Annotated in this window: 16 protein-coding genes and 6 tRNA genes; 20 read left to right on the forward strand and 2 right to left on the reverse strand. The window is 57.9% G+C overall.

The features are described from left to right. Window positions 1–207 precede the first annotated feature (207 nt). Window positions 208–2241: an N-acetylglucosamine-specific PTS transporter subunit IIBC gene (gene nagE / locus HF675_RS17650; protein ID WP_111737588.1), complete on the reverse strand. Its 2034-nt coding sequence runs from the start codon at window positions 2239–2241 to the stop codon at window positions 208–210. Window positions 2242–2574: 333 nt separating this feature from the next. Here nagE and nagB point away from each other — a divergent pair, with 333 nt between their 5' ends. The 11 genes from nagB to HF675_RS17705 all read left to right on the forward strand — a co-directional run bounded on the left by nagB (window position 2575) and on the right by HF675_RS17705 (window position 9444). After that, complete coding sequence (gene nagB, locus HF675_RS17655; RefSeq protein ID WP_187044767.1) at window positions 2575–3375, forward strand: glucosamine-6-phosphate deaminase; 801 nt, start codon at window positions 2575–2577, stop codon at window positions 3373–3375. A gap of 22 nt (window positions 3376–3397) precedes the next feature. Beyond that, window positions 3398–4537 carry an N-acetylglucosamine-6-phosphate deacetylase gene (nagA, locus tag HF675_RS17660; RefSeq protein WP_105230124.1) on the forward strand — a complete coding sequence of 380 codons (1140 nt, stop codon included), beginning with the start codon at window positions 3398–3400 and terminating at the stop codon, window positions 4535–4537. A gap of 23 nt (window positions 4538–4560) precedes the next feature. Next, window positions 4561–5784 (forward strand): N-acetylglucosamine repressor, encoded by a 1224-nt coding sequence (locus HF675_RS17665; RefSeq protein ID WP_105230123.1) that lies wholly within the window; start codon window positions 4561–4563, stop codon window positions 5782–5784. A gap of 58 nt (window positions 5785–5842) precedes the next feature. Beyond that, on the forward strand, window positions 5843–6595 hold the full coding sequence (locus tag HF675_RS17670; RefSeq protein WP_015671317.1) for an HAD-IIA family hydrolase: 753 nt from the start codon (window positions 5843–5845) through the stop codon (window positions 6593–6595). Between the two features lie 356 nt (window positions 6596–6951). Then, window positions 6952–8616 (forward strand): asparagine synthase B, encoded by a 1665-nt coding sequence (asnB, locus tag HF675_RS17675; RefSeq protein WP_105230122.1) that lies wholly within the window; start codon window positions 6952–6954, stop codon window positions 8614–8616. A gap of 219 nt (window positions 8617–8835) precedes the next feature. After that, window positions 8836–8912, forward strand: a tRNA-Met gene (locus HF675_RS17680). Between the two features lie 8 nt (window positions 8913–8920). Beyond that, window positions 8921–9005 (forward strand) — tRNA-Leu (locus tag HF675_RS17685). 28 nt (window positions 9006–9033) lie between these two features. After that, a tRNA-Gln gene (locus tag HF675_RS17690) sits at window positions 9034–9108 on the forward strand. A gap of 47 nt (window positions 9109–9155) precedes the next feature. Continuing rightward, window positions 9156–9230, forward strand: a tRNA-Gln gene (locus HF675_RS17695). Window positions 9231–9269: 39 nt separating this feature from the next. Next, window positions 9270–9346: transfer RNA gene (locus tag HF675_RS17700), tRNA-Met, on the forward strand. Between the two features lie 23 nt (window positions 9347–9369). After that, window positions 9370–9444 (forward strand) — tRNA-Gln (locus HF675_RS17705). Between the two features lie 126 nt (window positions 9445–9570). On the opposite strand, the gene ubiF is transcribed toward HF675_RS17705, so the two are convergent. After that, window positions 9571–10752, reverse strand: a complete 1182-nt coding sequence (ubiF, locus tag HF675_RS17710) for a 3-demethoxyubiquinol 3-hydroxylase (RefSeq protein ID WP_187043516.1) — start codon at window positions 10750–10752, stop codon at window positions 9571–9573. Window positions 10753–11055: 303 nt separating this feature from the next. On the opposite strand from ubiF, the gene miaB reads away from it, so the two are divergent. From miaB to HF675_RS17755, 9 genes are all read left to right on the forward strand, one after another. Continuing rightward, window positions 11056–12480: a tRNA (N6-isopentenyl adenosine(37)-C2)-methylthiotransferase MiaB gene (miaB, locus tag HF675_RS17715; protein ID WP_105230120.1), complete on the forward strand. Its 1425-nt coding sequence runs from the start codon at window positions 11056–11058 to the stop codon at window positions 12478–12480. Between the two features lie 339 nt (window positions 12481–12819). Further along, window positions 12820–13875 carry a PhoH family protein gene (locus HF675_RS17720; protein ID WP_015671312.1) on the forward strand — a complete coding sequence of 352 codons (1056 nt, stop codon included), beginning with the start codon at window positions 12820–12822 and terminating at the stop codon, window positions 13873–13875. Then, on the forward strand, window positions 13872–14345 hold the full coding sequence (gene ybeY, locus HF675_RS17725; RefSeq protein ID WP_105230119.1) for an rRNA maturation RNase YbeY: 474 nt from the start codon (window positions 13872–13874) through the stop codon (window positions 14343–14345). Before HF675_RS17720 ends, ybeY begins: the two co-directional genes overlap by 4 nt. An 83-nt stretch (window positions 14346–14428) precedes the next feature. Next, the gene (gene corC / locus HF675_RS17730; RefSeq protein ID WP_105230118.1) at window positions 14429–15307 is read left to right on the forward strand and encodes a CNNM family magnesium/cobalt transport protein CorC; all 879 of its coding nucleotides are present in this window, start codon (window positions 14429–14431) and stop codon (window positions 15305–15307) included. A 7-nt stretch (window positions 15308–15314) separates the two neighbouring features. After that, the gene (lnt, locus tag HF675_RS17735) at window positions 15315–16844 is read left to right on the forward strand and encodes an apolipoprotein N-acyltransferase (protein ID WP_111737592.1); all 1530 of its coding nucleotides are present in this window, start codon (window positions 15315–15317) and stop codon (window positions 16842–16844) included. A gap of 345 nt (window positions 16845–17189) precedes the next feature. Continuing rightward, a complete protein-coding gene (locus HF675_RS17740; RefSeq protein WP_105230116.1) occupies window positions 17190–18086 on the forward strand; it encodes an amino acid ABC transporter substrate-binding protein in 897 nt (298 codons plus the stop codon). A 237-nt stretch (window positions 18087–18323) separates the two neighbouring features. Then, on the forward strand, window positions 18324–19064 hold the full coding sequence (locus tag HF675_RS17745; RefSeq protein WP_015671307.1) for an amino acid ABC transporter permease: 741 nt from the start codon (window positions 18324–18326) through the stop codon (window positions 19062–19064). Continuing rightward, window positions 19064–19738, forward strand: a complete 675-nt coding sequence (gltK, locus tag HF675_RS17750; RefSeq protein WP_105230115.1) for a glutamate/aspartate ABC transporter permease GltK — start codon at window positions 19064–19066, stop codon at window positions 19736–19738. The genes HF675_RS17745 and gltK overlap by 1 nt, the downstream gene beginning before the upstream one ends. Further along, window positions 19738–20463, forward strand: coding sequence for an amino acid ABC transporter ATP-binding protein (locus HF675_RS17755; RefSeq protein ID WP_105230114.1), 726 nt, complete (start codon window positions 19738–19740; stop codon window positions 20461–20463). Before gltK ends, HF675_RS17755 begins: the two co-directional genes overlap by 1 nt. The last annotated feature ends 3 nt before the right edge of the window (window positions 20464–20466 follow it).

Here is a 20466-nt window from a genome sequence, read left to right on the forward strand (position 1 = left end):
ATCCAACAAGCCACGCTTGGAAACAACCGTTAGTTTCAGCAAAAAAGATGATAACTGCCCCATCATGCGCCATTGCACCGGGAAAGTGCAACTGGTCCCCCGCCGCCCAATAAAAAAGCGGGAAGAGATTGCTCTCTTCCCGCCAAACGTCGGGTGCGTCCCGTCATGACTCGTTGACACCCAATCAGGTACTGCTCAGGTAAACCGTTATTTTTTGATCACGTACAGCCGGGTCTGGCCGGCAACCACGTTACCGCTTGCCAGTTCATCCAGGCCGGCGTAATCGTCCACGTTGCTGACTACTACCGGGCTGATCATCGAGCGTGCATTGGCATTCAGGAACTCAAGATCCATCTCCAACACCGGCTCGCCGGCTTTCACCTCGACGCCTTCTTCCACCAGGCGCTTAAAGCCCTGGCCGTTCAGCGCTACGGTATCAATGCCCATATGCACCACCAGCTCAACGCCCTTGTCGGTTTCCAGGCAGAAGGCATGGTTGGTGTTGAAGATTTTCACTACCGTGCCGTCTGCCGGCGCCACTACGGTGCTGTCGGTTGGTCGGATTGCCACGCCGTCGCCTACTGCTTTGCTGGCAAAGGCCTCGTCCGGCACCTGATCCAGCGCCACAACCTCACCGCTGACCGGCGCAACCATCGCTTCCAGCACCACGGCCTGCGGCGCGTTAGGTACCGCCTGCGGCTTCGCGTCAGCCTGCGGCGGCGTCGTCGGCACGCTGGCGGCGGCTACCGGGCCGGCAGCCACCACGCCGCGCATCGCGCTGGCAATCAGCTCGGCCTGCGTCCCCACAATCACCTGTACGCTCTGTTTGTTCAGGCGAATCACGCCGGAGGCGCCCAGGCGTTTCGCCAGCGCATCGTTCACCAGCGCAGAATCTTTCACATTCAGACGCAGGCGGGTGATGCAGGCGTCAATCCCGGTCAGGTTATCGGAACCGCCAATCGCGCTCACATAGCGGCGGGCCAGCGTGGTGGTGGCGTTTTCATCTTTCCCGGCGGCGGCGTCAACATCGTAACCGTCGGTTTCATCACCGGCGACCGCCAGCTCGCGGCCCGGGGTCATCAGGTTGAACTTGGTGATGGTGAAACGGAACACCGCATAGTAGATAACGAAGAACACCAGCCCCTGCGGGATCAGCATATACCAGTGGGTGGCCAGCGGATTGCGGGAAGCAAGCGCCATATCCACCAGGCCGGCGCTGAAGCCGAAGCCGGCAATCCAGTGCATGCTGGCGGCGATAAAGACGGAAATACCGGTCAGAATCGCGTGGATCACGTACAGCACCGGCGCCACAAACATAAAGGAGAACTCCAGCGGCTCGGTGATGCCTGTGAAGAAGGCGGCAAACGCCGCGGCCATCATGATGCCCGCCACTTTAGCCTTGTTCTCTGGACGCGCGCAGTGGTAAATCGCCAGCGCCGCGCCCGGCAGGCCGAACATCATGATTGGGAAGAAGCCCGCCTGATAACGACCGGTAATGCCCACTACCGCCTTGCCGGCTTCAATAGACTGCTGGCCGCCGAGGAAGTTAGGAATATCGTTGATACCGGCCACGTCAAACCAGAACACCGAGTTCAGCGCATGGTGCAGGCCGACCGGAATCAGCAGGCGGTTGAAGAAGGCATACAGACCGGCACCGACCGACCCCATTTTCTGAATATATTCACCGAAATTCACCAGACCGTTAAAGATAAGCGGCCAGACGTACATCAGGATAAAGGCGACCAGAATCATCAGGAAGGAGATCAGGATCGGCACCAGACGGCGGCCGCTGAAGAACGACAGCGCCTTCGGCAGCTCGACGCTGCTGAAGCGGTTGTAGATTTCGGCGGAGATAATCCCCACCAGAATCCCCACGAACTGGTTTTCAATTTTACCAAACGCGGCTGGCACCTGATCCAGCGGGATTTTCTGAATCATTGATACCGCAGCCGGCGAACAGAGGGTAGTCAACACCAGGAAGCCGACAAAGCCGGTCAGCGCAGCGGCGCCGTCCTTATCCTTCGACATCCCGTAAGCGACGCCAATGGCGAACAGCACCGACATATTGTCGATAATGGCTGAACCAGACTTAATAAAGAAAGCGGCGACCGCGTTGTCGCCGCCCCAGCCTACCGGGTCAATCCAGTAGCCGACGCCCATTAATATCGCGGCGGCCGGCAGCGTGGCGACCGGCACCATCAAGGCGCGCCCCACCTTTTGTAAATAACTAAGAATGTTCACCTTTTCCCCCTATTCATCCGCGAGCGGACCCTATTGGCAGTTTATTGAGAAGCCTCACTGCCTTTTTTAAAAATACGCATGGCACACATTACTATGCGGAGTGTAAAAAAATTAATTCGTATCGCAAATTAAAACCTCCCCTTTTGTGATTTGAATCACCAAAAAGGTCAGATTAACGGCGGCATTGCTAGCCATCGCACAAAACTTATTTTATCATTAAAAAAATCGATACTGAGGCTCCCTAACGCAGAAACAACAAAGCTGAATTAGGCTTAAGCCTTCTGACAGGGCTCGTTCAGTATAGCCATAGTTTACTTACCCAAGAGGTGTATGATGAGACTTATCCCACTGAAAGATACCGCACAAGTAGGCAAATGGGCCGCCCGCCATATCGTACAACGCATCAATGCCTTCAACCCTACGGCGGAGCGTCCGTTCGTGCTGGGCCTGCCGACCGGCGGCACCCCGCTGGAAGCCTACAAACATCTGATTGCGATGCACAAAGCAGGTGAAGTAAGCTTTAAGCACGTTGTGACGTTCAATATGGATGAATATGTTGGCCTGCCGCAGGAGCACCCGGAAAGCTATCATACCTTCATGTACCGTAATTTCTTTGATCACGTTGATATCCTGCGTGAAAACATCAACCTGTTGAACGGTAACGCACCGGATGTCGATGCCGAATGCCGCCGCTATGAAGAGAAAATCAAAGCCTACGGCAAAATTCACCTGTTTATGGGCGGCGTGGGAATTGACGGCCACATCGCCTTTAATGAACCGGCCTCTTCGCTGGCGTCCCGCACCCGCATTAAAACGTTGACCGAAGATACCCGCATCGCCAACTCGCGCTTCTTCGGCGGCGACGTCAGCCAGGTGCCGAAATACGCCCTGACCGTCGGCGTCGGTACCCTGCTGGATGCGGAAGAGGTGATGATTCTGGTGACCGGCCACGCCAAGGCGCAGGCGCTGGAAGCGGCGGTGGAAGGCAACGTCAACCATATGTGGACCATCAGCTGCCTGCAGCTGCACGCCAAAGCCATCGTGGTGTGCGACGAACCGTCCACCATGGAGCTGAAGGTCAAAACCGTTAAATACTTCCGTGAACTGGAAGCGGAAAGCGTGAAGAATCTTTAATTTTTTGTTTGTAGGGGGCTACATGTTCGCTTTAACCCACGGCCGTATTTACACCGGCCACGACGTGCTTGATGACCATGCGGTAGTGATTGCCGACGGCCTGATTGAACGAGTCTGCCCGCTGGCCGAACTGCCGGCCGGCATCGAAACGCGCGACCTGGGTGGCGCCCTGTTAGCCCCCGGTTTTATTGATGTTCAGCTGAACGGCTGCGGCGGCGTGCAGTTTAACGACGCGCTGGAGGCCATCTCTGAAGAGACGCTGGAGATCATGCAGCACGCCAATGAAAAATCGGGCTGCACCAGCTACCTGCCGACGCTGATCACCAGCAGCGACGAATTTATGAAGCACAGCATCGAAGTGATGCGCGCTTATCTGAAAAAACAGCGTAATCAGGCGCTCGGCCTGCACCTGGAAGGGCCTTACCTGAGCCCGCAGAAAAAAGGCACCCACAACCCGGCCTTTATCCGCCGCGCGGACAAAGAGATGGTGGACTATATGTGCGCCAACGCCGATGTCATCACCAAGGTGACGCTGGCGCCGGAAATGGTGGAGCCGCACTTTATCACCCAGCTGCGCGACGCGGGCATCATCGTCTCCGCCGGCCACTCCAACGCCACCTATGAGCAGGCGCGCACCGGCTTTGCCGCCGGCATCAGCTTCGCCACCCACCTGTATAACGCCATGCCGTATATTACCGGCCGCGAGCCGGGGCTGATGGGCGCGATTTTCGATACGCCGGAAGTGTATACCGGGATCATCGCCGACGGCCATCACGTCGCCTGGGCGAGTATCCGTAACGCCAAGCGCATGAAAGGTGATAAGTTGGTGCTGGTTACCGACGCCACCGCGCCGGCGGGCGCCGATATTGATCAATTTATTTTCGCCGGTAAAACCATATACTATCGTGACGGGCTGTGCGTGGATGAGAACGGCACCCTGAGTGGTTCTGCGCTGACGATGATCGACGCGGTGAAAAACAGCGTGGAGCATGTCGGCATCGCCCTGGATGAGGCCCTGCGTATGGCCACGCTCTATCCGGCGCGCGCCATCGGCGTAGACCAGCGTTTGGGCAGTATCGAAGCCGGTAAAGTGGCGAACCTGACCGCCTTTACCCGCGATTTCACCATTACTAAAACGCTCGTTAACGGTAACGAGGTTTAATCAGACAGCGAGTAACTTTATTAATGAGCACTGGCGGACAGGCACAGATAGGCAACGTAGATTTAGTTAAACAGCTTAACGGCGCAGCAGTATATCGCCTGATTGACCAGCAAGGGCCAATCTCGCGCATTCAGATCGCCGAACTTAGCCAACTTGCCCCCGCCAGTGTGACTAAAATTACCCGCCAGCTGCTGGAGCGCGGGCTGATCAAAGAGGTCGATCAGCAAGCCTCCACCGGCGGCCGCCGCGCTATCTCCATCGTCAGCGAAACCCGCCAGTTTCACACCGTCGCCGTGCGTCTCGGCCGGCACGATGCCACCATCACCCTGTATGATATGAGCGGTAAATCGCTCGGTGAAGAACACTACCCGCTGCCGGAACGCACGCAGGAGACGCTGGAAAACGCCCTGTTCAACGCCATCGAGCAGTTTATCGCCAGCTATCAACGCAAACTGCGCGAGCTGATCGCCATTTCGGTGATCCTGCCGGGGCTGGTCGATCCGTCGCTCGGCGTGGTGCGCTATATGCCACACATCGGCGTCGATAACTGGCCGCTGGTCGATAACCTGCAGCAGCGCTTCAACGTCACCAGCTTCGTCGGCCACGATATCCGCAGCCTGGCGCTGGCCGAACACTACTTCGGCGCCACGCGCGACTGTGAAGACTCCATTCTGGTGCGGCTGCACCGCGGCACCGGCGCCGGCATTATCGTTAACGGCCAGATCTTCCTCGGCAATAACGGCAACGTCGGCGAAATCGGCCATATTCAAATCGACCCGCTCGGTGAACGCTGCCACTGTGGCAACTTCGGCTGTCTGGAAACCGTCGCCGCCAATGCCGCCATTGAACAGCGGGTGCGTCAGCTGCTGGCGCAGGGCTATCCCAGCAAGTTGCTGTCGCCGGACGACTGCGGCATCAACGCCATTTGCAAGGCCGCCAACCGCGGCGACCTGCTGGCCGGCGAAGTTATCGACCACGTCGGCCGCTACCTGGGCAAAGCGGTGGCGATCGCCATCAACCTGTTTAACCCGCAAAAAGTGGTGATCGCCGGCGAAATTACCGAAGCGCACAAAGTCCTGTTGCCGGCGATACAAAGCTGCATCAATAATCAGGTACTGAAAGATTTCCGTAAAAACCTGCCGGTAGTGACCTCGGAACTTGACCACCGTTCGGCGATCGGCGCCTTCGCCCTGGCCAAGCGCGCCATGCTCAACGGCGTACTGCTGCAGCGCTTACTGGAAAGCTGACCCTATTTTCAGGCGGATGGCATCACGCCCTCCGCCCTCTTGATGAGATCCCCCCACCATGACGATTAAAAACGTAATCTGTGATATCGACGGCGTACTGATGCATGACAACACCGCCGTTCCCGGCGCCGACCGCTTTCTGGCGCGCATTCAGGAGCAGGGCATGCCGCTGGTAGTGCTGACCAACTACCCGTCGCAGACCGCGCAGGATCTGGCCAACCGCTTTGCCGCCGCCGGCCTGGACGTGCCGGAAAGCGCGTTCTATACCTCGGCGATGGCCACCGCCGATTTCCTGCGCCGTCAGGAAGGTAAAAAAGCCTATGTGGTCGGTGAAGGCGCGTTAATTCACGAGTTGTACAAAGCCGGCTTCACCATCACCGATATCAACCCCGACTTTGTGATTGTCGGCGAGACCCGCTCCTACAATTGGGAGATGATCCACAAGGCCGCCTATTTCGTCAGTAACGGCGCGCGCTTTATCGCCACCAACCCGGATACCCACGGCCACGGCTTTGTCCCGGCCTGCGGCGCGCTGTGCGCCCCGATCGAAAAGATCACCGGCCGCAAACCGTTTTACGTCGGTAAACCCAGCCCGTGGATTATTCGCGCCGCGCTGAACAAGATGCAGGCCCATTCGGAAGAGACGGTGATCGTCGGTGATAACCTGCGCACCGACATTCTGGCCGGCTTCCAGGCCGGCCTGGAAACCATTCTGGTGCTGTCCGGCGTCTCCACGCCAAACGATATTGAAAGCATGCCGTTCCGCCCGACCTATATCTTCCCGTCGGTTGCCGATATCGACCTGTTCTGATCGTCACGACGGCGGGGTTCCCGCCGTCGTATCATGTAACCCCCGCCAGTACGTTGAGTTTTATTTATTTGACACCGATAGCCTGTTTGCGGCTTTATTTTTTCCGCTGCAGGGCGCTGCAAAAACCACCAGTAGCGCGATTTATTTAACGAATCCTCAAAAAATAGCGCTTAAATATAAATATCCGCTAATTTTCACCCCATCACCGATAACTATTTTTCTCCTGAATATGAAAACGCTTGCGCCCGACGTCGTTTTTGGCGCATTTTCATAAACACCCCGTAGCCATCGTCCCGGCTGCGTATAACAGCAAAAACAACATCACAGTCCCAGAAAAGTCGTTTAGGAGAGTTTGTATGTGTTCTATTTTCGGTGTGCTCGATCTGAAGTCCGATCCTGCTGAGCTGCGTAAAAAAGCGCTCGAGCTGTCTCGTTTGATGCGCCACCGCGGCCCGGACTGGTCCGGCATTTACGCCAGCGATAAAGCCATTCTGGCGCATGAGCGTCTGTCGATCGTTGATGTTAATAACGGTGCGCAACCGCTGTATAACGCGGCACATACTCACGTTCTGGCGGTAAACGGCGAAATCTATAACCACCAGGCGCTGCGCGACGCATTGAGCGACCGCTATCAGTTCCAGACCGGCTCCGACTGTGAAGTGATCCTGGCACTGTATCAGGAAAAAGGCCCGGCGTTCCTCGACGATCTGCAGGGAATGTTCGCCTTCGCGCTGTATGACGCGGAAAAAGACGCCTACCTGATCGGCCGCGATCATATCGGCATTATCCCGCTGTATATGGGCTTTGATGAGCACGGCAACCTGTTCGTCGCCTCGGAAATGAAGGCGTTGGTGCCGGTCTGCCGCACCATTAAAGAATTCCCCGCCGGCAGCTACCTGTGGAGCCAGGACGGCGAGATCCGCCAATACTACCAGCGCGACTGGTTTGACTACGACAGCGTTAAAGACAGCGTCACCGACGCCAATGCGCTGCGCAATGCGTTGGAAGAATCGGTAAAAAGCCACCTGATGTCCGACGTGCCTTACGGCGTGCTGCTGTCCGGCGGCCTGGACTCGTCGGTAATTTCCGCCATCACCAAAAAATACGCCGCGCGCCGCGTGGAAGATCAGGAGCGCAGCGAAGCCTGGTGGCCTCAGCTACACTCCTTTGCCGTCGGCCTGCAAGGCTCGCCGGATCTGCGCGCCGCGCAAGAGGTGGCCAACCACCTCGGCACCGTGCACCATGAAATTCACTTCACCGTGCAAGAAGGTCTGGACGCCATCCGCGACGTGATCTATCACATTGAAACCTACGACGTCACCACCATCCGCGCCTCGACGCCGATGTATCTGATGTCGCGCAAGATCAAGGCGATGGGCATCAAGATGGTGCTGTCCGGCGAAGGCGCCGACGAAGTCTTCGGCGGCTACCTCTACTTCCATAAGGCGCCGGACGCGCACGAGTTCCACGACGAGACGGTGCGTAAACTGCTGGCGCTGCATATGTTTGACTGCGCGCGCGCCAACAAGGCGATGTCCGCCTGGGGCGTTGAAGCGCGCGTGCCGTTCCTCGACAAGAAATTCCTCGACGTGGCGATGCGCATCAACCCGCAGGATAAAATGTGCGGCAACGGCAAAATGGAAAAGCACATTATTCGCGAGTGTTTTGAGTCCTATCTGCCGGCCAGCGTGGCCTGGCGCCAGAAAGAGCAGTTCTCCGACGGCGTGGGCTACAGCTGGATCGATACGCTAAAAGAGGTGGCTGCACAGCAAATCAGCGACCAACAGCTTGAAAACGCACGTTTCCGTTTCCCGTACAACACGCCGACGTCAAAAGAAGGCTACCTGTACCGTGAGATTTTCGAAGAGCTGTTCCCGCTGCCAAGCGCCGCCGAGTGCGTGCCGGGCGGCCCGTCGGTGGCTTGTTCGTCAGCCAAGGCGATTGAGTGGGACGAATCATTCAAAAAAATGGACGATCCGTCCGGCCGCGCCGTCGGCGTACACCAGTCCGCTTATCAGTAAACGGCTATATATCAACATGACGGCGAACCTGCGGGTTCGCCTTTTTGTTGATGTTTTAAACCATAAATTGAATGAATTGCCGATTTTATCGCCATACTGTTCACAACCCAGACAAACGGCACCCTGCAACGCTTTTTCGGCAAAAAACTTGTTGACGCAAATCGGTCATATACGCATAATGCGCCCCGCAACGCCGATGAAGGTAGCGCGAAAAAAGATGGCTACGTAGCTCAGCTGGTTAGAGCACATCACTCATAATGATGGGGTCACAGGTTCGAATCCCGTCGTAGCCACCATCTTTTTTGCGGGAGTGGCGAAATTGGTAGACGCACCAGATTTAGGTTCTGGCGCCGCAAGGTGTGCGAGTTCAAGTCTCGCCTCCCGCACCACTCTCTTCATCGTCGTCGGCTCTGCTGATGGGGTATCGCCAAGCGGTAAGGCACCGGTTTTTGATACCGGCATTCCCTGGTTCGAATCCAGGTACCCCAGCCATCTTCTCTCTGGGAAGGCGGTCAGCAGGAAAGATTTGTAACGGTTGTTGGGGTATCGCCAAGCGGTAAGGCACCGGTTTTTGATACCGGCATTCCCTGGTTCGAATCCAGGTACCCCAGCCATACAAACAACCTGCAAGTCGATAAAGCAATATTTAGCGCGGCTACGTAGCTCAGCTGGTTAGAGCACATCACTCATAATGATGGGGTCACAGGTTCAAATCCCGTCGTAGCCACCATTGCTAAGTTTGCTTTCAACAATTGGGGTATCGCCAAGCGGTAAGGCACTGGATTCTGATTCCAGCATTCCGAGGTTCGAATCCTCGTACCCCAGCCACATTTAGAAAAGCCCACTTCGGTGGGCTTTTTGCTTTTCTGCTGCTGCCTTTAGCATGCAAACAAAGAAAAAGGCCGGGAGTCCTGACCTTCTGTTTATCACGCCGTACGGTGCCTGCCCGACAGCTTATAAGCCCAGCGCATACTTCAGCGCTTTTTGTTTCAGTCCCCCGGCGCGTTCGGCGGCCATCAGCGCCAGATTGCGCGCTATGCCAAGCGGCGCCAGGCGATTGCTGAAGGCGGTATAAAACAGATCCATCCCGCTCTGCATCAGCAGGTTGTCGGCGCGGCGCCGGCGCTGATAGCGCTGCAGTACCGCTTCGCTCGACCATTCCTCACCCCGCTCGCGCGCCTCCAGCAGCACGTTCAGCAACGCGTCGACATCGCGGTAACCCAGGTTAACCCCCTGCCCGGCCAGCGGGTTGATGGTGTGCGCCGCGTCGCCGACCAACGCCAGCCCCGGCAGGACGTAACGCTGGGCATGGCGGCGCACCAGCGGGAACGAGCCGGCGGCATGCGCCTTCACCGCGCCGAGCCGCGCCGGAAACGCCGCGGCAATCTCCTGCTCCAGCTGCGCCATCGGCATGCTTTGCAGCTGACGAATGCGTTGCGGGCTGTCGTACCACACCAGCGAGGCCCAGTCGTCATACAGCGGCAGAAAAGCGCGCGGCCCGGAAGGGAAGAACTGCTGCCAGGTGGCATCCTGCTGCGGCGCGCCGGTCTGCACGGTAATCAGCATGCAGGACTGACGATACTGCCAGCCGCTGACGCCGATATCCGCCAATGTGCGCACCTGCGAGTGCGCGCCGTCGGCACCGACCACCAGCCGCGCCGTCAGCGTCTCTCCGTCATCCAGCGTCAGTCGCCATGCGCCCTCCCCGCGCTGCAGCGCCTGCAGCCTGGCCGGACAATGCAGCGTCAGCATGTCGCAGTGCTGCAGCTGCTGCCACAGCGCCAGCTGCAGCAGGCGATTTTCCACCATAAATCCGAGTTCGGGCAGGCCCAGCTCGGCCGCGTCGAACGCCACCCGCGCCGATTCCCACTCCCAGGTTTCCAGCCTGCGGTACGGCGCCGAGCGCATCTGCGCCAGCGACTGCCAGGCGCCCAGCTGTTTCAACAGAGCGACCGAGGCACAGCCAATGGCGGAAATCCGCAGATCCGGCGCGCTGTGCGGATCAAACGCCGCCGGCGCCTGATGCTCCAGCAGCGCCACGCTAAATCCGGCCTGCGCCAGCCCCAGCGCGGCGGCCGCGCCGACCATGCCGCCGCCGACCACGGCGACGTCGTACTCTGTTTGAGAAGTCTTCATGTTGGTTATGCTTGTTGGTTGGTGAGCGCCGCTCCACCCTGCGCGGCGTGTTGCCCTTAGTGTACCGGATTTTTCATCCGGCTTCAGGTCGCAGGAGCGTTTCCCCGCGCTGGTCACCGCCGCGGCAAGTGTTTACAATGCCCCTCTGCAATGTCGCTATCCCCGTCATAAGAGAGGCGCAGGCTCACGGCAGCCGCGCACGGTACGTTCCCGGGAATTCGCTGCGTTGCCGTCTCCCTGCAGCCTGAATGATTTTGGGTATAATGCAGCTTAATTTCGCTTCGCACTGATAATGGCTATTCGATGACCAAGAAACTACATATCAAAACCTGGGGCTGTCAGATGAATGAATACGATTCATCCAAAATGGCAGACTTACTGGGAAGCACGCACGGTTACCAATGGACCGAAAACGCCGAAGAGGCGGACGTGCTGCTGCTGAATACCTGCTCAATCCGCGAGAAAGCGCAGGAAAAAGTTTTCGCTATGTTGGGCCGCTGGAAGCAGCTAAAAGAAAAGAACCCGGATCTGATTATCGGCGTAGGCGGCTGCGTCGCCTCACAGGAAGGCGACCATATTCGCCAGCGCGCGCCCTGCGTCGACGTGATTTTCGGGCCGCAGACGCTGCACCGCCTGCCGGAGATGATTAACCACGTTCAGGGTACCCGCAGCCCGATCGTCGACATCAGCTTCCCGGAAATCGAGAAATTCGACCGCCTGCCGGAGCCGCGCGCCGAAGGCCCGACCGCCTTTGTGTCCATCATGGAAGGCTGCAACAAATACTGCACCTTCTGCGTGGTGCCTTACACCCGCGGCGAAGAAGTCAGCCGCCCGAGCGACGACGTGCTGTTTGAAGTTGCACAGCTGGCGGCGCAAGGGGTACGTGAGGTCAACCTGCTGGGCCAGAACGTCAACGCCTACCGCGGCGCCACCTACGACGGCGAGATCTGTACCTTCGCCGAACTGCTGCGCCTGGTGGCGGCCATCGACGGTATTGACCGCATCCGCTTCACCACCAGCCACCCGATCGAGTTCACCGACGATATCATCGCGGTGTATGAGGATACGCCGGAGCTGGTCAGCCACCTGCACCTGCCGGTGCAGAGCGGTTCAGACCGCGTCCTGACCATGATGAAGCGTGCGCATACTGCACTGGAATATAAGGCGATTATCCGCAAGCTGCGCAAGGCCCGGCCAAATATCCAGCTCAGCTCTGACTTTATCATCGGCTTCCCGGGCGAGTCTCAGGCCGATTTCGAGCAGACCATGAACCTGATCGCCGAGGTCAACTTCGACACCAGCTTCAGCTTTATCTACTCATCGCGCCCCGGCACGCCGGCCGCCGACATGGTGGACGACGTCAGCGAAGAAGAGAAAAAACAGCGCCTGTACATTCTGCAGGATCGTCTCAGCCAGCAGGCGCGGCAGTTCAGCCGCCGTATGCTGGGCACCGTGCAGCGCATTCTGGTCGAAGGTACCTCGCGCAAGAATGTGATGGAGCTGGCGGGCCGCACCGAGTGCAACCGGGTGGTCAACTTCGAAGGCACGCCGGACATGATCGCCCAGTTTGTCGACGTAGAAATTACCGAAGTACTGGCAAACTCGCTGCGCGGCGTCGTGGTGCGAACCGAACAGCAGATGGATCTGCGCGTGCACGAATCTCCGCAGTCGGTGATTGCCCGCACCCGCAAGGAAGACGAGCTGGGCGTCGGCACTTATCAGCCTTAATCGCCAATGCGGTAACGGTAACCTGGCCGGGCGTTTGCCCGGCTATTTTATTGTGCATGCCGATAAGAAAGGCCTCCGCTTTCTCATCGCTCACGCGGCGAAGTGGGCCGCATTTTTCATCATTTCCCCTTGAATTCCTGCGCTGGCGCACAGATAGATCAGGGGTAAACTTGCGCGCTTGCCGCGCACCATGAATAATTCATCGTATATCCGTCTTACTTCGGCCTCGCTGCCGGAGACGTTATTCAGGATATATGTGACTCAGGCTTTGCCCTGAACGCGCGCGTCCCGTACGCGCAACGTGACATCAACAGGCCCGATGTGACCTAGAGGAATAGTTTGAACGTCGCAACACAAGAAATTCTGTTAGAGCCCGCAGACAATCAGCGTTTGCTCAGCCTGTGCGGCCCGTTTGATGACAATATCAAACAGCTCGAGCGCCGGCTGGGGATTGAAATCAGCCGCCGTGACAACCGGTTTAAACTGGTCGGTAAAAACCCCTGCGTGGTGGCCGCTGCGGATATTCTGCGTCATCTGTATGTGGATACGGCGCCGATCCGCGGCGTGATCCCCGATATCGACCCGGAACAGATTCATCTGGCGATCAAAGAAAGCCGCGTGCTGGAACAGGTCGCCGACAGCGTGCCGGATTACGGCAAAGCGGTGAACATCAAAACCAAGCGCGGTATGGTGAAACCGCGTACGCCGAATCAGGCGCAGTACATCGCCAATATTCTCGACCACGACATCACCTTCGGCATCGGCCCGGCCGGCACCGGTAAAACCTACCTGGCGGTGGCCGCCGCCGTCGACGCGCTGGAGCGTCAGGAAGTGCGCCGCATTCTGCTGACGCGCCCGGCGGTCGAAGCCGGCGAGAAGCTCGGCTTCCTGCCGGGGGATCTCAGTCAGAAGGTCGACCCTTACCTGCGCCCGCTGTACGACGCCCTGTTTGAAATGCTGGGCTTTGAGCGCGTTGAAAAGCTGATCGAACGCAACGTGATCGAAGTCGCGCCGCTGGCCTATATGCGCGGCCGTACGCTGAACGATGCCTTTATCATTCTGGATGAGAGTCAGAACACCACCATCGAACAGATGAAGATGTTCCTGACGCGCATCGGCTTCAACTCCAAAGCGGTAATTACCGGCGACGTGACGCAGATCGACCTGCCGCGCAACCAGAAATCCGGCCTGCGCCACGCGGTGGAAGTGCTGTCCGCGGTGGAAGAGATCAGCTTCAACTTCTTCCACAGCGAAGACGTGGTGCGTCATCCGGTGGTGGCGCGCGTGGTCATCGCCTATGAAGCCTGGGAAGCCGAAGAGCAAAAGCGCAAAGAAGCGCTCGCCGAACAGCGCAAGCGCGAGGCGCAGCTGGCCTCCGAGCAGGAGACGCCATGAGCCAGGTGATTCTCGATTTACAGATTGCCTGTGAAAACGCCGCCGGCCTGCCGGAAGAAGCCGCTTTCCAGCGCTGGCTGGAGAGCGTGCTGCCGCAGTTTCAGCCCGAGTCAGAAGTCACCATCCGTCTGGTGGACGAAGCGGAAAGTCACGATCTGAATCTGACCTACCGCGGCAAAGATAAGCCGACCAATGTGCTCTCCTTCCCGTTTGAAGCGCCGCCAGGCATCGAACTGCCGCTGCTGGGCGATCTGATCATCTGCCGGCAGGTGGTTGAACAGGAAGCGAACGAACAGGGCAAGGCCCTGGAGGCGCACTGGGCGCATATGGTTGTTCACGGCTGCCTTCATCTGCTAGGGTATGACCACATCGACGATGATGAAGCCGAAGAAATGGAATCTTTGGAAACCGACATCATGCAGGGGCTGGGCTATCCCGACCCCTATCTGGCGGAAAAAGATCCCACTTAACGTTAGCTGCTTACCCCACAGCCTCGTGCGCGAGGCTGTCGCTAACCCCTTACTCTGACATGAGTGATATTAACTAAAACGCCATGAGCGACGACAATTCACAAAGCAACGATAGCCCCAGTAGCAAGAAGGGTTTTTTTACTCTGCTCCTTAACCAGTTATTCCACGGCGAACCGAAAAACCGTGACGATCTGGTCGAACTTATCCGCGACTCCGAACAAAACGATCTGATCGACCCCGATACCCGCGACATGCTGGAAGGGGTGATGGATATCGCCGAGCAGCGGGTGCGCGATATCATGATCCCCCGCTCCCAGATGGTCACGCTCAAGCGCAACCAACCGCTGGAGGAGTGTCTGGACGTGATCATCGAGTCCGCCCACTCGCGCTTCCCGGTGATCAGCGAAGACAAAGACCATATTGAAGGCATTCTGATGGCCAAGGATCTGCTGCCGTTTATGCGCGCAGCGTCCGAGCCGTTCAGTATCGACCGGGTGCTGCGCCCGGCGGTGGTGGTGCCGGAAAGCAAGCGGGTCGACCGCATGCTGAAGGAGTTCCGCTCCCAGCGTTACCACATGGCGATCGTCATCGACGAGTTCGGCGGCGTTTCCGGCCTGGTAACCATTGAAGACATTCTGGAACTGATTGTCGGTGAAATCGAAGACGAGTATGACGATGAGGAAGATCGTGATATCCGCCAGCTCAGCCGCCATATGTACACCGTGCGCGCGCTGACCGCGATTGAAGACTTCAACGAGGCCTTCGATACCCACTTCAGCGATGATGAGGTCGATACCATCGGCGGCCTGATCATGCAGGCCTTCGGCCATCTGCCAACCCGCGGGGAAACCATTGAAATCGAAGGTTACCTGTTTAAAGTTGCCATGGCCGACAGTCGACGTATCATCCAGGTTCATGTAAAAATTCCGGACAACGCTCCGCAACCGAAACTGGAAGACTAAATTTCACATGGCCAACGCCTCTTTATTCGATCGCCAGCGGGTTCGCGCCCTGCTGGCGCTGTTGACCGGCGCCTGCGGCACGCTGGCGTTTTCTCCTTATGATATCTGGCCGGCGGCCATCGTTTCCCTGTGCGGACTGCTGGCGGTCACGCTTAACCGCAGCGTGCGGCAGTCGGCGCTGCTCGGCTTTATCTGGGGGATGGGGCTGTTCGGCAGCGGCATCAACTGGGTGTACGTCAGCATCGCCGACTTCGGCGGGATGCCGTTCGCCGTCAATATCTTCCTGGTGGCGCTGCTTGCCGCCTACCTTTCCCTGTACACCGGGCTGTTTGCCGGCCTGCTGACGCGCCTCTGGCCGCAAACCCACTGGCTGCGGCTGGCGGTCGCCGCCCCGGCGCTGTGGCAGGTCACCGAGTTCCTGCGCGGCTGGGTGCTGACCGGCTTCCCCTGGCTGCAGTTCGGCTACAGCCAGATCAACGGCCCGCTGAAAGGCCTGGCGCCGCTGCTGGGCGTCGACAGCATCACCTTTGTGCTGATGTCGCTGAGCGGCCTGCTGGTGTACGCCGCCGCACGGCGCCGCATCCTGCCGGCGGCGATCGCCGTCGCCATGCTGCTGCTGCCGTGGCCGCTGCGTCAGCTGCACTGGTTTACCCCGCAGCCCGACAAGGCGGTCAGCGTCGCCATGGTGCAGGGCAACATTGCCCAGTCGCTGAAGTGGGATCCGCAGGCGCTGGTCAGCACACTGCAGGCCTATCTGGACGCCACCCGTCCTTACGTGGGCAAAGCGTCGATGATTATCTGGCCGGAGTCGGCCATTCCCGACGTGGAAAGCAACCAGAACGGTTTTCTGACCATGATGGACGATCTGGTGCGCGCCAAACACAGCAGCCTGATCACCGGCATTGTGGACGCCCGCGCCACCCGGCAGGGCACGGAATACTTTAACAGCGTGATTGTTCTGGGTGAAAAAGAGCCGTACCGCTACCCGGCCGCCGACCGCTACAACAAACACCACCTGGTGCCGTTCGGCGAATTCGTGCCGCTGGAAACGCTGCTGCGGCCGCTGGCGCCGTTCTTCGACTTACCCATGTCCTCCTTCAGCCGTGGCAATTATGTCCAGTCGCCGCTCAAGGTGCAGGGCTACGATCTGACGGCGGCGATTTGCTATGAAATCGTGCTGGGCCAGCAGGTGCGCGACAACTTCCGTCCGAATACCAACTTCCTGCTGACCATCTCCAACGACGCCTGGTTCGGCCACTCTATCGGCCCGTGGCAGCACTTCCAGATGGCACGCATGCGCGCCCTGGAGCTGGGCCGGCCGCTGCTGCGCAGCACCAATAACGGCGTCACCGCCGCGGTTGGACCAACCGGCGACGTCATCGCCGAGCTTCCGCAGTTCACCCGCCAGGTGCTGGAGGTGAAGGTGACCCCGACCACCGGCATCACGCCGTACGCCCGCTTCGGCGGCCTGCCGCTGTGGGTGATTACCGCCCTGCTGGGCGGCCTGGCGCTGTTGTTCGGCCTGCGCCGCCGTTAATCTGCCTCACGGGGGATGCCGCCGCGCGTCCCCCCTTTCTTCAGCCCTTCCCCTCTCTCCTGGCATGCTCCTTGCTTTGTTTATTCTGCCTGCGCGTCGGCGTTACCTGAGATGACGCGGCCTGGCAAATCCGCCGCACCATAACGGTGCCGCCGGATTTTATTGCATCTATTTGGTGCGCGTGATGTCTCAAATTACGAAACATATTGGTTTCATTTTGTTCACAATCGGCTATTTTCTAACGGTAATCTGTTCTAAGACTATCTTTATAATGTGAGCAATAAACAACCATTTTCACTCTGACGCGCTTTCGTCAGAACCACCACAACAGCAAGGAGTTGGACCATGCACATGCGTAAACTGGCGTTATCGTTACTGCTGATTGGGATGGCAGGCAGCGTAGCCCACGCGGAAGAATTGACCGGTACGCTGAAGAAAATCAAAGACAACGGCGTGATCGTTGTCGGTCACCGTGAATCTTCAGTTCCTTTCTCCTATTACGACAACCAGCAGAAAGTGGTGGGCTATTCTCAGACCTACTCAAACCAAATCATCGACGCCATCAAGAAAAAGCTCAACGCTCCCGACCTGAAGGTGAAGCTGCTGCCTATCACCTCGCAAAACCGTATTCCTTTGCTGCAAAACGGCACCTATGACTTCGAGTGCGGTTCCACTACCAACAACGTCGAGCGCCAGAAACAGGCCGCCTTCTCCGATACCATCTTTATCGTCGGCACCCGCCTGCTGGCGAAAAAAGGCTCCGACGTGAAAGACTTCAAAGATCTGGCCGGCAAACCGGTGGTGGTCACCTCCGGCACCACCTCTGAAGTGCTGCTGCACAAGCTGAACGATAAGGATCAGATGAAAATGCGCATCATCAGCGCCAAAGATCACGGCGACTCTTTCCGCACGCTGGAAAGCGGCCGCGCGGTGGCGTTTATGATGGATGATGCCCTGCTAGCCGGCGAACGCGCCAAAGCCAAGAAGCCGGACCAATGGGAGATCATCGGCACGCCGCAGTCGAAAGAGGCTTACGGCTGTATGATGCGTAAAGACGATGCCGACTTCAAAAAGCTGGTTGATGACACCATCGCCCAGGCGCAAACCTCCGGTGAAGCCGCCAAATGGTTTGATAAGTGGTTCAAACAGCCTATCCCGCCAAAAAATCTGAATATGAACTTTGAACTGTCCGACGATATGAAGCAGCTGTTCAAAGCCCCTAACGATAAGGTTCTGAACTAATAACAACAAAGCGGGCACGGCGGCAACGCCGAACCCGCCCCGTTGACGGCGGGACAGACAGGTATACGGCAGGTCGTTCCCCTGCCGTATTTTCCCCCGACGCCGGACTGCCTAACTGAGCCAGACTAACTGGCCGCGGCACCCGACGTCAGACAGCCGTCAATGTTTCATACCCCCACACGTTACCGCCCCGGTAACGCGAATGGTGACGGGTAGATCGGCTTATCGGAGTTTTTTATGTCAATAGATTGGAACTGGGGGATCTTCCTGCAGCAGGCGCCGTTCGGCAATACCACCTACCTGGGCTGGATCTGGTCCGGCTTTCAGGTGACGGTCGCCCTCTCCGTCTGCGCATGGATCATCGCTTTCTTTGTCGGTTCGCTGTTCGGTATTCTGCGCACCGTTCCCAACCGTTTCCTGTCCGGTATCGGCACCGTCTACGTTGAGCTGTTCCGCAACGTACCGCTGATCGTGCAGTTCTTTACCTGGTATCTGGTGGTGCCGGAACTGTTGCCGCCCGATCTCGGCATGTGGTTTAAAACCGAGCTTGACCCGAACGTACAGTTTTTTGTCTCCTCCATGCTGTGCCTGGGGCTGTTTACCGCCGCCCGCGTCTGCGAGCAGGTGCGCGCCGCGATTCAATCCCTGCCGCGCGGGCAACAGGCCGCCGGACTGGCGATGGGGCTGACGCTGCCGCAAACCTACCGCTACGTGCTGCTGCCGAACGCCTACCGGGTGATCGTACCGCCGATGACCTCGGAAATGCTGAACCTGGTGAAAAACTCGGCCATCGCTTCAACCATCGGCCTGGTGGATATGGCCGCACAGGCCGGCAAACTGCTGGACTACTCCGCTCACGCCTATGAATCATTTACCGCAATTACGCTGGCCTATATCGGCATCAACGCCGTCATTATGCTGATCATGCGCATGGTGGAACGTAAAGTGCAGTTGCCTGGCAATATGGGGAGTAAATAATGTACGAATTTGACTGGGCATCGATTGTGCCAAGCTTCCCCTATCTGCTGCAGGGCATGGTGATCACCCTGAAAATCACCGTGACGGCGGTTATTTTCGGCATCATCTGGGGAACGCTGCTGGCGGTCATGCGCTTATCGCCGTTTAAGCCGATAAGCTGGTTCGCCACGCTCTATGTCAACCTGTTCCGCTCAGTGCCGCTGGTGATGGTGCTGCTGTGGTTCTATCTGGTCGTGCCTAGCTTATTACAAAAGGTTCTTGGGCTGTCGCCGCAAACCGATATTCGTCTGATTTCGGCTATGGTAGCCTTTTCGCTGTTCGAGGCCGCCTACTACTCGGAGATTATCCGCGCGGGGATCCAAAGCGTATCGCGCGGCCAGTCCTCTGCCGCATTAGCGCTGGGCATGAGCCACTGGCAGTCGATGCAGCTGGTGATTTTGCCGCAGGCGTTCCGCGCCATGGTGCCGCTGCTGCTGACGCAGGGCATCGTACTGTTCCAGGATACCTCGCTGGTTTACGTGCTGAGCCTGGCTGACTTCTTCCGTACCGCGTCGACCATCGGCGAACGTGACGGCACGCAGGTGGAAATGATCCTGTTCGCCGGCTTTGTCTATTTTGTCATCAGCATTGCCGCCTCGGCGCTGGTAAGCTATTTGAAGAAAAGGACTGTTTGATGATTTCCCTGAAAAATGTTTCCAAGTGGTACGGTCACTTTCAAGTGCTGACCGACTGCTCCACAGAAGTAAAAAAAGGCGAGGTCGTCGTGGTCTGCGGTCCTTCAGGCTCAGGCAAGTCGACCTTGATCAAAACCGTTAACGGGCTGGAGCCGATCCAGCAGGGAGAAATCCGCGTCAACGACACCCAGGTGAACCTGAAATCCACCAATCTGGCGCAGCTGCGCGCCAAAGTCGGCATGGTATTTCAACATTTTGAGCTGTTCCCGCACCTGTCGATCATCGAAAACCTGATCCTGGCGCAGGTAAAAGTCCTGAAGCGCGACAAGGCGGCAGCACGTGAAAAAGGCCAGGCGCTGCTCAAACGCGTCGGGCTGACCGCCCACGCGGATAAATATCCGGCGCAGCTTTCCGGCGGCCAGCAGCAGCGCGTGGCGATTGCCCGCGCGCTGTGTATGGACCCAATCGCCATGCTGTTTGACGAACCGACGTCAGCGCTGGATCCGGAGATGATTAACGAAGTTCTGGACGTAATGGTGGAACTGGCGCAGGAAGGCATGACCATGATGGTGGTCACCCACGAAATGGGTTTCGCCCGTAAAGTAGCCAACCGGGTGATCTTTATGGATGAAGGAAAAATTGTTGAGGATCGTGATAAGGACGAGTTCTTTAACAACCCGCAATCCGATCGCGCCAAAGACTTCCTGGCGAAAATTCTGCACTGATCT

This window comes from Serratia sp. JUb9, from assembly GCF_014298095.1.
Lineage (GTDB): Bacteria > Pseudomonadota > Gammaproteobacteria > Enterobacterales > Enterobacteriaceae > Serratia_B > Serratia_B rhizosphaerae.